The organism is Gimesia sp. (assembly GCF_048262075.1).
Taxonomy (GTDB): Bacteria; Planctomycetota; Planctomycetia; order Planctomycetales; family Planctomycetaceae; genus Gimesia.
The window spans coordinates 117,685-132,330 of sequence record NZ_JBLXFK010000003.1 but is presented as its reverse complement, the minus strand read 5'-3'; the positions used below and the strand labels follow the sequence as shown (position 1 = coordinate 132,330).

Sequence of the window (14,646 nt, the reverse complement as noted above, 5' to 3'; positions counted from 1 at the left end):
CCTGGTTTTAATTGGATACTGTACCGGTGTGTGCTATGCTGGGGGTTCTTAGTCAGCAGTCGTCACAGTGATTTTTCAGGGTGGTTTTCGCATGTCGTTTTCAGCTCATTTTAACCGAGTTCGTTTTCTTTTTTCGAGCGTTTGTTTTCAACAGCCCATGGCTGGGAAACGAATGAACTGGGCCGGGCTGCTGCTGATCGGTATTGTCTGCGCGACGGGTTTGTTTTCATCGACTTTGGAGGCGAGTCAGAAGCTGTCAGCAGCGGCATTGCGACAGCCCGTTTATCTGGATCTGCAGAAACAGGATGTGAATGTCCGGGTGCCCAGCATCTTAGTTCGCGAGCTGTTTCGGCAAGCCTTTCTGATCGCGGCGCGCGAGGAAATGGGCTATCGGACACGTGATGCTTCTCTGGGAGATCAGCTTCCGCCACCGGGGGCCACCGGGGATGTTCCGGTTTTCAATGTGCATGTCACCATTAACCGCAGGCATCGATATATTGTTCAGGTCATGCAGCGGGATGGTGATACAGAAAAGCTGATTGAGAAGCGGGATCTGAAAATGACCAATCGCACTCCGCTGACTGATGTAACCCGCTTAGCAGAAGAATACTCTCGCACTTGGTTTAAAGACCTCCTGCAGCAGGCTGGTTACATCCCGCTGAAACGAAAAGCAGCGACGACTGAACTTTCACGGAATCAGCCCCTGTTTATCAAGCCGGAAAAATTAAATTATCGGCAACAATTCACCCGGCTGATCGATACGCACCGTGAGATCAACGAGCAGGGGGAGTCTCCGGAGCGGCTGGCGACTCTCGCGCAAAGTTATGCTTTATATGGGACGTTGACGGAACAGTACTGGAGCCTGATTCCCCTGGCGGCCAAAGCACGCGGGTTATTGTATGCGGAGCGACTGCAGATCAAGTGTCCGCACAAAGCCTATGCGTTTTCGTACCGCGCATTGGTGCGCACCTTAGTCGGCCTGGATCGGATGGCGCTGAAAGATCTGGAAACGGCGTCCGCTCTCCAGCCAAAGCTGAATGAATCTCCGCAGTGGTTACCTGTGATTGAAGCACACTGCCTATACGACAAAAAGCTTCTGGAAGGCAAGAAGTTAAGCCCGGAGAATGAACTGCTCCGACGCTATCTCAAGCTGTTAGAGGTAACTTATTTCGGTACATCTCAACAGAAGAATGAAGCCGTCGATGCCTATCTGGAACAGGATTCCCGCTCCCCCCGGGCATTTTATACCAGCCCCAGAACCATCAGTGATGGCCAGAGTCTGGCGATGATTCATGATGCAAACGAGGACCTGATTAACTACGCATTTGGTTATATTGAAGAAAAAAATGTTTTGAGAATGCTGCCGGAAAGAACCGGGACCAAACTGCCAAACCTGATTAAGAGTCGCGATTCCATCGTGGCTGATCTGAATGCTATGGGAACCAGTCCGGATGAAAAAAACGAGCCCTCATTTTCGATGCTGGCAAGTACAGTGCAGGAACTGACGATGCTGCAGGCCTGGGATTTAATCAGTCGTATTCAGGAACTGAGGGCTGTGAATGCGGACCCGATTCTCGATCTGTTTTTGATGTCGCTCGCAAAGCATCCCTTCAAACCGTTTCTGCAGAGCTTTGCCTGGCAGCAAGCGGTCGCGACTGACGCGTTTTCCGAATTGCGTTTTGTGCCGGGACAATACTGGACGCCGGCAACGTATCCCATTCTGGTGCGAGATCGTCAGATCAGCCTGCCTGACGAACCATTGGAATCGGTTCGGTCTCCTACCTTTATTCGCAATGCCGGTCATGTAATATCTGAACTGGCTTACGCGATTGACCATGCAGTCCCCGAAGCGGAAAAACAGCAGTGGGTTCCCTATCTGACAGCCGTCAGTCCGCATGCGCCTTATACGATCATGCAGGAACTGAATTACAACTGGGAGCAGAACCAGCAGCGAATCACTGAATTACTCAAGAATTATGCTGATGCCGATTTGCTGATTCGTGCGATTGCACGGCAGTATCTGCTCAGGTTTGATTATCCCCGCGCCGAATCTATCTATCAGACAATGTACAATCAGGAACCTTCCTATGAAAATATTCAGCCATTAATTAATCTGGCCCGGGTCCAGGAGAACGCGGAACTGGAATTGAAGCTGCTTAAGGAAGCGCTCAAACTGGCAGACAAAAGATCGCTGCAGAAGCGGCGTCAGCAGGCTGATCTCGCGGAATATTATATTCGACAGGGAGATTATCAGCAGGCTTTGTCCTATGCTGAACTGGTAGTGAAAAATAATTCCAGTCGGGGGTTAAGAATCGGGGCGGAGTGTCATCGACTGCTGGGTGATCTGGACAGTGCCTTCGAGCTGCGAAAACAGGAGTCGCTCCGCTATAACAATCAATTTAATTTTCACGCCTGGTGCCGCGCTCACGGCTTGGAACCTCCCGGGCCGCTTCAAGACCAGCTTAAGCCTGTGCTGGAATATTATTCCAACGTGCCGCTGCCTGATAATCGTTTTCTCATCGCGGACCAGCTGATATATGGTCAACTCTCTGCGGTCGGTAGTTATCTGATTCTGGAAAATAACCCACGGACCGCGATGAAAGTCTGGAACTATTCCGCAGAGGAATACGATTTCGTGGCGGAAGCGTTTCCGGCGATCATAGCTGCGTTGCTGGCAGACGAACTAGGGTTGACGAAAGAGCGGGATGAATATCTCTCGAAAGCGATTCAGATTGAATTTCGTTCCCAAGGCAAAAGTTATCATGTACCGCAGATCAAGCAGATCCTGTTGTTCAAACAGATTCTGACCGGAAGTGACATTCCGTCCGCCGAAGTGATCGACTGGTATCTGCAGCAGCCACCCAATCAGCAGATTCGTACCAACTTTCAGTACTTCATCGGCAAAGCCTTACTGCAGAAAAAGCAGCACAAGCTGGCCATCCCGTATCTGCAGCAGGCAGCAGATTCAGGGAATTCGGAGCAGAGAACCGCCCGGCTGGCCGCATTTACGCTGCTCAAATTGAAAAACAAGCCAAAGCCTGCCGACACGAAAAAATCAGAGAATACCCCGGCAGGGTTACCGGGGTTGTTAGATCGAGTGCATGCTTACGGGTATCATAAGAAACGCGACCTGGAACTGGTGACGTTGAACCGGGCGGCTGAACTGTTCCCCGAATCAAGCCTGGTACTGGTCAGGCGGGGCCATCTGTATGCGACCTTGAAAAAACGTGATCTGGCGCTGCAGGACTTTGACAAAGCAATCGAACTTTCACCACAGGTGCCGGAAGTCTGGATGAGTCGTGGCGAATTTTTGGAATCGACGGGCAAGGATCAGGCTGCCATCAAAGATTATGAGCAGGCAGTGCAGTTGGATTCGAATAACTACTTTGCTCATCAAAAAGCCGCATTACTGCTGGCTGCCAGTGCGGATGACAAGGCACGGAACGGAAAACGGGCCTTTGACCATGCCCGACAGGCGGCCCGACTCCTGACCGAGAAGAAATCTGAAAACATGGCGTTACTGGCAGCCGCTTATGCCGAACTCAAAGAGTTTAGTAAGGCGAAGGAGTACAATCAAAATGCGATTGAGAGCGAAAGCAACTTTCGTCTCAAACGACATTACCAGAAACGCCAGAAACTCTATGAGGCGAAAACACCTTTGCGATTAGGGAAGCGTTCCTGATCGGGAGAGCAAGTGTACCTCTTACTGCGTGTGGCAAAATGATCTGCGTGAACTTCTTTTCCGTTCTGCCTTCTGTTTCAATACTGCGCACTCACAAATCCATTTTGAAGAACACTCACGATCGGGGGTGAAAATCTTCTCTTCGCTTGATATTCTTCAAGACAGTTGCTGATCCTGTGGTATGCATGCAGCTAAGAAAACAGATCAATTTCGTTTTCTTCTATCAAATCCACAATCATTCTTCGCTGATCTGTCTCCAATAGAAAACCGTCATGGAAGAACGTCGCCAGAATAGACAGGGATGGGAGTGCGTCAAGTCGGAGGGGCCACCTCCGTTTATTACGCACCGAGTGTTTCGGCATGCGAATGGCTCAATACAGGAATGGCTCTCGCGCAAACATCGTAAGAAACTGGTTACCCGGGAAATCGGCCTGGTCGAAGCGGTCGGCAAGCTGTTACTCCGCTGTCTGTGGATGCCACACGAATTGAACTGGTGGATTGGTGTTGTCTTTGCCGTGGGGGCGTCCCTGTTTGCCATCGCCAGTATTCTGAATCTTGCTCCTGATCTGGCGGCAGCACTTTTTCTGGCTCCCTCTCAGGTCAATGGGATCTACTTTTTCGGTTCGATCCCGTTCACAACAGCGGCTTATCTGCAACTGTTTCAGGCAGCGAATTCAGGCGCACTTCCCGATGAAGAACAGGAACAACCGGGTCGTCGGAAAGTGTTTGGCTGGAAACCGGCCAGCGCAGGCTGGCTGAGTTGTGCTCTGCAGTTTGCCGGAACGATTCTGTTCAACATCAATACCTTTGATGCGATGCTGCCGTCCCTGTCCTGGTTCAAGACCGATCTGCTGGTCTGGATTCCGAATTTCGGGGGTTCGATTCTGTTTCTGGCGTCGGGTTATCTGGCTTTTATCGAAACCGGGCATCGTTATTGGGCCTGGCAACCGGGAAATCTGTCCTGGTGGATCGTGTTGATCAATCTGCTGGGATGTATCGGCTTTATGATTTCTGCGCTCCTGGCGATATCATTACCCGCACCCGCTGCGACATGGCGAGAGACACTGTCGGTGGCATTGACACTGCAAGGCGCGGTCTGTTTCTTCCTGGGAGCAGTGTTAATGCTTCCCGAAACCGTTCGAGAGGAAACAAGTCAGCTCTAATATCCGGGTTGCATGCGATCGCCTCAGTACGACATTTTTGCGCAGCTGAAAATGCTGTATCTCAGTGTGTCAGATGCCATCGGTGTGGGGATGGTTACGCGATCATTTGGGCGGGGTTAACAGTCCTACCCAAAGGGCACACGCGGCGGATCTTTTCTCTCTGATTTCCACTGGTCATGTCGCCCCGGGGATAATAATTGTACTCAGGTAGTTGCAGCACGAAATCCTGGGGGGTATGATAGGTTTAGGCAAAATGGTTGTGGTGGATTACGTAAAGTGGTCAGACTTGCCCAGTGTCTGGATACTTATAAATCAGGCCGCCCACTGCCAAAGGCAACCAGGTTCTCAATCTTACAGATAGTCTATCAACGATCTATCAGGAGGTCTTATCATGCAGCGTAATTTGGTTTTTGTATTCACATTGGCCGTATCCCATTTCGCCTGCACTGCTTATTCCCAACAGGGTAATGAGGGACGTCCGGCAAGACCGCTGGAATCGCGAGAGCAATGGCGGATGATCTATGTGGGAGGCTCGAACATTGGCTATGTTCACGATGCAGTCGAAACAGTCAACCGGGACGGGAAACAGGTTGTCGTTAATCAGCATACTTCAGTCTTCGATGTTACGCTGCCACGCCGAAAAGGGGGAGTGCGTGTTCCCTCCGATACCCGTTCTAAAATTACGATTCAGACTGAGGAAACGATTGACGGCGATGTGCTCGCCTTTCGATACCAGGTCCAGAACCCGCCCTTAGCTAGCACGCGCAAGCAGGGGCGTGTTGCAGATGGTCAATTGCAGATTAAGACGGAAGCCAATGGCCGGGTAGCGACAAGAACTGAAGAATTTCCGATTGGGGTGAAGGGCCCGGCTTATGCCGACCGGATGTTGTTGAAACAACCGCTGAAAGCAAATGAAACCAGGGTCATTTCCACATTTGATCCCAGGTCGGCTCAAGTGGACACGATCCGCTTTGAGGCGCGTGATTTTGAAAACACGCTGTTCCAGGATGGTACTGAGAAACGTCTGCTGCACGTGGTGGTCACACACAGCACCGCGCCCAATCAGGTGTTTCATGAGTTCCTCGATGCAGAGGGGGAATGCTGGAAAACAACGATTCCTTCCCAGGACATGGTGGTCTACACTACTTCCAGAGCAACAGCACTCAAGCTGTTTGGAGACGTCAAAGTTCCCTAAACGGCATGTAATAAAAACCAGTCTTAGACTGTGTCCCGTTTTACTGTAGCGTCTCCAGGGCTGTTTGGCCCGAGTACATTAGATTGAGAGACGCTATAGTTAAATGTGATGTGCTCTAGCCTCGCTTCCCAGAGCGTGGCTTTTTTTATGCCGCAGGTATTTTTGTGGACTCCTCATTTCAGCAGCTTGCACTGTTTCTGCTCAGTGCAAGCTGCAATTGGCGAGAGTTGGTTGTGATGTCTGAACTTCACCTCGCCTGGCTTGTGCTGATCTGTATGATGTGCTGTTTTCTGTTCGCTGCGCTCGGCCTGAAATTGATTCAGGCCTATCTATTGATGTGGTGGTGTGGGGGTGATTCTGTCTTTGAATAGAAGCTCTGCGGAATGGAAGCTCTGTTGTTCAATTGATAAGGAGACGAAAAAAATGTTGTGCCAGTGGGGTGGATTTTCTCGAATGGCGTGGGGGAGTCAAGAGCTTATGCAACAAAAGTTGTGGCGATATTTGCTGATCTGTGCCGACAGGAAGGCGATGCCGGGGCGCCCCGTTGTGATAGCGGGGCGTTGTGTGTCGACCCACAGAGAATGTTTGAGCAGCTTTTATTCAAAATTGTTCAGAAACAGGGGACTTTTATAGTGCGGGTTTTCTCAGTGGTTTGTGATGATCAGGTGCAAAAATAGTGGACCACGCGCGCGACTCACATTTAAGCGGGAATGATGGCGAACGGCGGGCAGGCGTCAAGGGGAGTTTCATCAGTGAGAGAAAATATATTCACAAGTGAATGTCAGGAGCAAGTAACTTCATGTGCAGAACCATCTGGTTACGTGGTCTGCAGTTGTGACAGGGGCGCCGTTCAGGAGAGCGATTGTTGAGCCTGTTCCTGGATATCCATACCTACGAGCTGGCTCCAGGCACTGATCAGTTTTCTGGTGATCGGGCCGACTTCGCCGTTGCTGATGGTGATGCCATTAAATTTTGTGGCGGGCATAATGCAGTAGGGAGTGCTGGTAAAAAAGGCTTCATCGGCGGTGGTGACATCGTAGGGAAGCAGTTGACATTCTTCGATGGGGATTTCCAGTTGATTCGCCAGTTGGAAGATGGTCTGACGGCTGATGCCATTCAGACAGTTGATGGTGCTGGGCGTTTTAATGCAACCATTGGTCACCAGAAAAAAGTTGCCGCCTTTATTTTCGGAGAGAAAGCCATTGGTATCGAGAATGAGACTTTGTGCGAGCGGGTCGACCAGTTTGACTTCTGATTCGGCCATTGTGTAGAGGAAGCGGCTACGGTTTTTAATCCGCGCATCAAGGGATTGAGCCGGTTGTACGCGAGTGAAAGGAGTGACAGCATGACAGCCTGTTCGAAAGAATTCAGCCCAGTAAGAGAGATCGAGAGGGAGTGTAACGATCATGACGGTGGGCTTGGACTCAGGCGGCTTCTGTCCACTGGAGGGAACCCATTGGCCGGGTGTGATGTTGTGAATGATCCAGGCATCGGTATCAACGGGATAGTGTGGTCGATTTTTCTCCCAGACTTCGAGGGTGAGTTGTTCCATTGTTTCGAGCGTCATGCCGGCATCGAAGCGGGCTGCTTTGAGACTGAGGTAGAGACGCTCAAGATGATCTCGCAAGCGAAATGGCTGATGGGCGAAGGTTCGTGTAGATTCGGTGACAGTCATGCCGAGGCTGATCGCGCCGTCAAAGATCGAGATTTTCGCTTCAGCCGCGGGTACATATTCGCCATTGAGATAGACCAGATTCTGCATCATGTCGGTTCCAGTTTATTCTTGATTAGGTTTCAGCTCATAGCAGAAGAAACAGGGGGATTCATAAGACTTCATCTTATCGTTTTCATGACGCAAAATCAGGCAGGCAGTACCTGGTTTCTGTTTTAAAAGTTTGATTCCTGCAACAGGACCGAGAACACTGATAGCGGAGGCGAGACTGTCTGCTGTAGTGCCATCGGACGCGATGACTGTAACTCGACTCTGGTCGGTGAGACCCAGGCCCGTGCGGGGGTCGACGATATGTGAGTACCGTGTGCCATCAATGACGACATGCTGCAACGCATCACCCGAGGTGGCGACGGCCATATTGTGCAGATAAAGGAAGCGGTCGATTTTTGCCTGCGGAGCGTCTGACGAAGAGATGCCGATTTTCCAGCCACAACTGTCCGGCGGTGGGTCGCCGAGAACGAGGTCGCCACTGGCATCGATCATGGCGCGGTTGATGCCGCGTTCTTTCAAAACCTGCAAGGCGACATCGGCTGCATATCCTTTGGCAATCCCTCCCAGATCGAGTCGCATGTCATCCTTCAGCAGTTCGACGGTTTGTTTCTGCTCTGATAGTTTCAGGGACTGGTAACCGACTTTGGCGCGAGCGTCAGCCAGTCGAACAGGGTCCGGCAGTCTGGTTTGTCTGCGGGCCCTTCTCCAGAGACGGACTACCGGGCTGATGGTAACATCAAATGCTCCTGCTGTTTCCCGTGAGAGTGCTTGACTTCTTTTCAGTACCTCCAGCAGGGGGGAGCTGACCGGGATCGGCTTTCCGGGGCCGGATAACCGGCATAACTTATTTAACTCGCTTTCCGGGTCATAATCACTGAGCAGTTTGTTAAGTTCCTTTACACGCTGAAAAGCATTTTGAGCGGCATTGTTTGCGATTGGTTTGTCGGTAGCATATAATACGATTCTCCACTGCACTCCCATATGTACTTCCTGAAATTCATACCGATTCAGAATTTCGCTATCCGTGCACTGTTGATTGCCTGACAATGTGGAGAGCAGCAGGCACGTCTGAATAATGTATGACATTATCAATCCCGATTCAAAGTCCGATTGCAGCTTACCGATACGGAGTAAACTAATATGCTTAGCGTATGTCGTCACAGTCTCTTAATGCAAGGCAAATTCACATTCCTTGCCGCGATCCTGTTTTCTGTCTCCATGGCTTCTGCAGAAGAAGCAAAAACAGAAAAAGAGATGAAGCCTTATACGGAAAAAATTCTGAATACCGATGTCACTTTTGACATGGTTCCCATCCCTGGCGGTGAATATATGATGGGAAGTCCTGCCGGTGAAAAAAATCGTGAAGACGACGAAGGTCCCCAGGTCAAAGTCAAAATTGAACCGTTCTGGATGGGCAAGCATGAAGTCACCTGGAACGAGTATGATATCTGGAGTTTCAATCTCGATATCCAGCGCCGGAAGCTGTTGCGTGGCAAGTTTGATGAAAAAGAAAAAGCAGCCGACGCAGTGACCCGTCCAACCAAGCCATACACGGACATGACGTTTGACATGGGCCACGATGGTTATCCTGCGATCTGCATGACACAGTTGGCTGCAAAAACTTACTGCAAATGGTTGAGTGAAAAGACCGGGCATTACTATCGTCTTCCTACCGAAGCGGAATGGGAATATGCCTGTCGTGCCGGTACCAAGACTGCGTATTCGTTTGGCGATAACGCTGCTAACCTGGATGACTATGCCTGGCATTATGCCAATTGTAATGACACCTACCAGAAAGTCGGACAGAAGAAGCCGAATCCCTGGGGATTGTATGACATCCACGGAAATGTATCCGAGTGGGTTCTGGATCAGTATATTCCCGATGCTTATAAAAAATGGAGCGGTAAGGGGACGTTGAAATTTCCAGTCAATGTTCCTACGACGCTCTATCCCCGCGTCGCCCGCGGCGGATCATGGGATGATGAACCTGAGGCACTTCGCAGTGCGAACCGGATTGCATCCAGTGCCGACTGGAAAATTCAGGATCCACAGATCCCTCAGAGTATCTGGTATCATACTGATGCCATTATGGTCGGTTTCCGGGTGGTTCGTCCTCTGAAAGTGCCAACCGCTGAAGAACGGAAAAAATACGGCCTCGATCCTGCGATCCCGGCTGATGAAGGTCGCTGATCGTCGGCTTCGACATCTGAAATTATAGTGAAACAGCTGCATTTGCTGGAATATAATCAACAATCGATCCAGCAAATGCATATGTGTATTAGAAATATTTCTATCTTACCAAATCATCCTGCAGATTAGGGAAAGGCCTCTGATGACTCAATCTAACAATCAATCTACTTCCAGGCGCGACTTCTTGAAAGTAACAACTGCCACTGCGGTGGGAACTGGAATCCTTTCCACACTGGGCTCAGCAGCTCATGTTCACGCGAGCGGCGATGATACCATTAAAGTTGGTCTGGTTGGCTGTGGTGGCCGTGGTACCGGGGCTGCTTCCCAGGCATTGTCTACGAAAGGAAATGTCAAGCTGGAAGCGATGGCAGATGCTTTCAAAGACCGTATGGACAGCAGCTTGACTAATCTGCAGAAACAGTTTTCCGGTCGCCCCGAACGTGTTGATGTTGCTGAAGACAAGATGTTCGTTGGTTTCGATGCTTATGAGAAACTGTTGGATAGCGGCGTCGATGTCGTGATTCTGGCGACTCCCCCTGGTTTTCGCCCGATTCATTTTGAAGCAGCCGTCAACAAAGGTGTCCACATCTTTATGGAAAAACCGGTTGCCACTGATGTGACGGGCGTGAAGAAAGTTCTGGAAGCTGCCAAGAAAGCCAAAGAAAAAAACCTGGCAGTGGGAGTAGGACTGCAACGCCATCACCAGGCTCCTTACATTGAAACGATTCAGCGTTTAAAAGATGGTGCCATCGGTGATATCACTTCCATGCGTTGTTACTGGAACAGTGGTGGAGTCTGGGAACCACGTCTGGCCCGTGAAGATGCCAAATCGGAAATGGAATACCAGATGCGAAACTGGTATTACTATAACTGGCTCTGTGGTGACCACATCAACGAGCAGCATATTCACAACATCGATGTCTGTAACTGGTTGAAAGATGATTTTCCCGTCAAAGCCTATGGAATGGGGGGACGCCAGGTTCGAACTGACAAAAAATACGGTGAAATCTACGATCACTTTGCCGTCGAGTTTGTCTACGCCGACGACACGCGGATGTACAGCCAGTGCCGACATATTCGGAACTGCTGGAACAGCGTGACAGAGCACGCTCAGGGATCCAAGGGATCCTGCGATATCAGTGGTGCCAAGTATGAAACGACTGGCGGCTACAAATGGAAATATCGTGGTAAGAAGACCAATCCTTACCAGGTTGAGCACGACGATCTGTTCGCAGCAATCTATAATGGAACTCCTTACAATGAAGCCGAATATGGTGCGAAATCTACCATGACTTCCATTCTGGGACGCCTGGCAACCTACAGCGGTAAGCCTGTCACTTGGGAAGAAGCGATGGCTTCTGAAGTTAATCTGATGCCAAGCGATTTTTCCTGGGAAGGAACTCCTGTTACGGTTCCCGATGAAAATGGTTTCTACCCGATTCCGACTCCCGGTGTCTCAGATGTTCTGTAAAATACTTAATTGAACTATTTATCAGCCGCCCTGTTTCTCTGAAGCGGGGCGGCTTTTTTTATTGATTAAATCAGGGTAAGCTGTTGACTCGATTTTGCTAAGAACGCGCCCATCTAACCCTTAATCTGTTTTCTTATTTGTTATGACTCTTTCATTTCAGATTTCGAATATCACATCAGAAGATCATCCCCGGGTACTGGAAGTCTGGGAAGCCTCCGTGCGGGCGACGCATGACTTTCTGGATGAAGCGCATATTCAATCGTTGAAACCACTGGTGCAGAATGCCTGTTTAAATTGCATGCCCGTGTTCTGTGTTCGTGATGAAAATCAAACCGTGATTGGTTTTGTCGGCGTGGAGTTTCCGAAAATCGAAGCGCTGTTTATTGATCCTGCCTGGAGGGGAAATGGGATCGGGCGTCAGTTGGTAAAATATGCGATCGATGAACTGGGAGCCGAACTGGTTGATGTGAACGAGCAGAACAAACAGGCTTTAGGTTTTTATCTGCATCTGGGCTTTGAAGTGGCTCATCGATCTGATCTGGATGGCTTTGGGAAACCGTTTCCCTTATTGCATCTGAAGCTCGCGGAATAAATGACGCGTTTCTTCTGTTTATAGCTGATATTCTGCGGGTGATCTGGTATCGTAAAATGGAATCTTTTACCCACCAGGAGTATCTACCATGCCTGTGACTGCCTTCCATTTTCAGTTTGTGCTCTGTCTCACAATTCTTGTGAGTTCTTTTCAATCCGTTTCAGCGGACCCACCCGTGGATATCGGTGACCGGCGCGAACTGTTTATCGAACAGGCGTTGGTCGATCAAATCTCCGGTGATGCTGAAATTCGTCTGCAGAAGCCGGTTCCGCGCGAAGTCGTCATTAAGTTTGATCAACCCTGGGAAGGCAGCAGTTCGGGGTATCACACGATTATTCAGGAAGACGATCTGTATCGGCTTTACTATCGTGGCTCACACATTATTGTGTCAGAAGGAAAACTGAATACCGGAAGCCATAAACCTTATTATTGTTATGCGGAGAGCAAAGACGGTATTCACTGGACGCGACCGGAACTGGGGATCATTGAATTCAAGGGAACGAAAAAGAATAACATCATCCTTGAGGGGAAGGGATGTCATAACTTTGCTCCCTTTCTGGATGAGAATCCAGCTTGTAAACCGGAAGCAAAATTCAAGGCGCTGGGAGGCTTACAGGGCGAAGGGGGCCTGTTTGCATTTCAGTCTGCGGATGGAATTCACTGGGAGCTGATGCAGGAAGAGCCGGTCATCACGAAGGGGGCGTTTGATTCACAGAACCTGGCGTTCTGGGATTCGGATCAAAAGCAGTATCGGACCTATTACCGGGTTTTCACAGCAGGGGTCACTGATTCGAAAACATGGAAACCTGAGGGGGACCGCGCAATCCAGACGGCGACCTCCCCGGATTTTCTCAAATGGGAAAACGTAGCAGATCTGGTCTACGAAGATTCGCCCAGCGAAGAACTCTATACGAATCAGGTATCGCCTTACTTTCGCGCGCCGCATCTCAGGATCGGTTTTCCGGCGCGCTATATCGAACGGGGCTGGTCGGAATCCATGCGGGCGCTCCCAGATTATAAACGCCGACAACTGCGGGCTTCATCAGTCGAACGGTACGGCACGGCTCTCAGTGAAGGATTGTTGATGGCCAGTCGGGATGGAGTGCATTTCAAACGCTGGAATGAAGCTTTCCTCAGACCGGGAATCGAACGTCCGGGAACCTGGCAGTACGGACATCAGTTTATAGCCGAAAATGTGGTTCAGACAGAGTCTTCCTTTGAGGGGGCACCCGATGAACTTTCCATCTATGCGGCTGAAGATTACTGGCACGGAAAAGGAGGCTCGCTCAGGCGTTATTCATTGCGACTCGATGGCTTTACTGCCCTGCATGGATCAATGAAGGGGGGTGAGCTGCTGACTGTGCCGATCGTCTTTACCGGAAAAGAATTGTCTCTAAACTTTTCGACCTCGGCTGCCGGCAGTCTCTATGTGGAAATTCAGAATGCGTCTGGCGAGCCGATACCGGGCTTTACCTTCAAGGACTGTGATGAATTATTCGGTGATACGGTCAACCGCACGGTCACATGGAATAAAAAATCAGATGTCAGCAGTCTGGCCGGGAAACCGGTTCGTCTGCGATTTCGCTTGAAAGATGCCGACCTGTTTTCTTACCAGTTTCAGAATTGAATCAGGCAAACCCTTTTAATTCACCTGTACTGTCGTCAAATTGGCTGGCCTGAATTTTCCTTCGCTCAACAAACGCATTTTATCAATCACCTAAACCAATTGCTTGATATGCCAGAATCACAAATTTATTAATGATCGAAAGTATCTGAATGTCAGAACCAAAGATAACACCGGAAATCAAGTCGCGTGACTGGCGGGATCGCTGGTACGAAATTATCTTCGAGGCGGATACCCGGGCCGGGAAAACATTTGATGTTTTGCTGTTGATCGCCATTCTGTTGAGTGTGCTGGTGATTATGCTGGAAAGCGTCAATTCACTGGATCAGGAATATAATGTCCCGTTTCATTATGCAGAGTGGTTTTTCACGATTCTATTCACAGTAGAGTATGTCGCGCGTATTGTCTGTGCCCGCCGTCCCCTGCGTTATATTTTCAGCTTTTATGGTGTTGTCGATCTGCTTTCAATTCTGCCGACTTATATCATGAACATTGTGCCCGGCGAAACTCAGCGTCTGGGAGTGATTCGCGCACTGCGATTGTTGCGTGCGTTTCGAATCTTTAAACTGGCGCATATGCTTTCAGAGGCATCGGAGTTGAAACGCGCTATCTGGGCCAGCCGTTCTAAAATTGCAGTCTTCCTGGCAACCGTATTAATTGCGGTTGTCATTGAAGGGGCTACGTTGCACTTGATAGAAGAGGACAAGGATAGTGGCTTTGATTCCATACCAGAAAGTATGTACTGGGCGATCGTCACAATGACGACTGTCGGCTATGGTGATGTTGCTCCAGTGACTCCACTGGGAAAACTACTGGCATCCATTATCATGATTCTGGGGTACAGCCTGATTATCGTGCCGACGGGCATCGTCTCTGCGGAACTGGCCCATGGAGGAGAAAAGTCAAAGCATGGGCGGATTACGACGCAGGTCTGTCCTGAATGTATGCGGGAAGGTCATGATCCCGATGCCGTGTTCTGTAAGTTCTGTGGTGGGCAGCTCTGACA

The 14,646-nt window shown here is 49.9% G+C and carries 11 protein-coding genes; 9 read left to right on the top strand and 2 right to left on the bottom strand.

All coding sequences use genetic code 11. The features are described from left to right. Positions 1 to 172 precede the first annotated feature (172 nt). The 4 genes from ACN0YH_RS07950 to ACN0YH_RS07935 all read left to right on the top strand — a co-directional run bounded on the left by ACN0YH_RS07950 (position 173) and on the right by ACN0YH_RS07935 (position 6,411). Entirely contained in the window at positions 173 to 3,682 is a 3,510-nt protein-coding gene (locus tag ACN0YH_RS07950) for a tetratricopeptide repeat protein (protein ID WP_417379038.1), read from the top strand. Positions 3,683 to 3,954: 272 nt separating this feature from the next. Then, a complete protein-coding gene (locus ACN0YH_RS07945; protein ID WP_417379037.1) occupies positions 3,955 to 4,845 on the top strand; it encodes a hypothetical protein in 891 nt (296 codons plus the stop codon). 391 nt (positions 4,846 to 5,236) lie between these two features. Then, positions 5,237 to 6,040, top strand: a complete 804-nt coding sequence (locus ACN0YH_RS07940) for a hypothetical protein (RefSeq protein ID WP_417379036.1) — start codon at positions 5,237 to 5,239, stop codon at positions 6,038 to 6,040. Positions 6,041 to 6,276: 236 nt separating this feature from the next. Then, positions 6,277 to 6,411: a hypothetical protein gene (locus ACN0YH_RS07935; protein WP_417379035.1), complete on the top strand. Its 135-nt coding sequence runs from the start codon at positions 6,277 to 6,279 to the stop codon at positions 6,409 to 6,411. Between the two features lie 479 nt (positions 6,412 to 6,890). Here the strand turns inward: ACN0YH_RS07935 and ACN0YH_RS07930 are convergent, their stop codons facing one another. Then, the gene (locus ACN0YH_RS07930) at positions 6,891 to 7,805 is read right to left on the bottom strand and encodes an aminotransferase class IV (RefSeq protein ID WP_417379034.1); all 915 of its coding nucleotides are present in this window, start codon (positions 7,803 to 7,805) and stop codon (positions 6,891 to 6,893) included. Positions 7,806 to 7,817: 12 nt separating this feature from the next. Further along, positions 7,818 to 8,849, bottom strand: coding sequence for an FAD:protein FMN transferase (locus ACN0YH_RS07925; RefSeq protein WP_417379033.1), 1,032 nt, complete (start codon positions 8,847 to 8,849; stop codon positions 7,818 to 7,820). Positions 8,850 to 8,903: 54 nt separating this feature from the next. On the opposite strand from ACN0YH_RS07925, the gene ACN0YH_RS07920 reads away from it, so the two are divergent. From ACN0YH_RS07920 to ACN0YH_RS07900, 5 genes are all read left to right on the top strand, one after another. Then, positions 8,904 to 9,953 (top strand): formylglycine-generating enzyme family protein, encoded by a 1,050-nt coding sequence (locus ACN0YH_RS07920; RefSeq protein WP_417379032.1) that lies wholly within the window; start codon positions 8,904 to 8,906, stop codon positions 9,951 to 9,953. 142 nt (positions 9,954 to 10,095) lie between these two features. Then, a complete protein-coding gene (locus ACN0YH_RS07915; RefSeq protein ID WP_417379031.1) occupies positions 10,096 to 11,424 on the top strand; it encodes a Gfo/Idh/MocA family oxidoreductase in 1,329 nt (442 codons plus the stop codon). Positions 11,425 to 11,566: 142 nt separating this feature from the next. Beyond that, on the top strand, positions 11,567 to 12,016 hold the full coding sequence (locus ACN0YH_RS07910) for an acetyltransferase (protein WP_417379030.1): 450 nt from the start codon (positions 11,567 to 11,569) through the stop codon (positions 12,014 to 12,016). Between the two features lie 88 nt (positions 12,017 to 12,104). Then, complete coding sequence (locus tag ACN0YH_RS07905; RefSeq protein WP_417379029.1) at positions 12,105 to 13,643, top strand: hypothetical protein; 1,539 nt, start codon at positions 12,105 to 12,107, stop codon at positions 13,641 to 13,643. 149 nt (positions 13,644 to 13,792) lie between these two features. Next, complete coding sequence (locus ACN0YH_RS07900) at positions 13,793 to 14,644, top strand: ion transporter (protein WP_417379028.1); 852 nt, start codon at positions 13,793 to 13,795, stop codon at positions 14,642 to 14,644. Positions 14,645 to 14,646: the final 2 nt, after the last annotated feature.

Coding starts and splice junctions, on each gene's coding strand:
- ACN0YH_RS07950 (WP_417379038.1), top strand. CDS start 173: ATGAACTGGGCCGGGCTGCTGCTGATCGGTATTGTCTGCGCGACGGGT.
- ACN0YH_RS07945 (WP_417379037.1), top strand. CDS start 3,955: ATGGAAGAACGTCGCCAGAATAGACAGGGATGGGAGTGCGTCAAGTCG.
- ACN0YH_RS07940 (WP_417379036.1), top strand. CDS start 5,237: ATGCAGCGTAATTTGGTTTTTGTATTCACATTGGCCGTATCCCATTTC.
- ACN0YH_RS07935 (WP_417379035.1), top strand. CDS start 6,277: ATGTCTGAACTTCACCTCGCCTGGCTTGTGCTGATCTGTATGATGTGC.
- ACN0YH_RS07930 (WP_417379034.1), bottom strand. CDS start 7,805: ATGATGCAGAATCTGGTCTATCTCAATGGCGAATATGTACCCGCGGCT.
- ACN0YH_RS07925 (WP_417379033.1), bottom strand. CDS start 8,849: ATGTCATACATTATTCAGACGTGCCTGCTGCTCTCCACATTGTCAGGC.
- ACN0YH_RS07920 (WP_417379032.1), top strand. CDS start 8,904: ATGCTTAGCGTATGTCGTCACAGTCTCTTAATGCAAGGCAAATTCACA.
- ACN0YH_RS07915 (WP_417379031.1), top strand. CDS start 10,096: ATGACTCAATCTAACAATCAATCTACTTCCAGGCGCGACTTCTTGAAA.
- ACN0YH_RS07910 (WP_417379030.1), top strand. CDS start 11,567: ATGACTCTTTCATTTCAGATTTCGAATATCACATCAGAAGATCATCCC.
- ACN0YH_RS07905 (WP_417379029.1), top strand. CDS start 12,105: ATGCCTGTGACTGCCTTCCATTTTCAGTTTGTGCTCTGTCTCACAATT.
- ACN0YH_RS07900 (WP_417379028.1), top strand. CDS start 13,793: ATGTCAGAACCAAAGATAACACCGGAAATCAAGTCGCGTGACTGGCGG.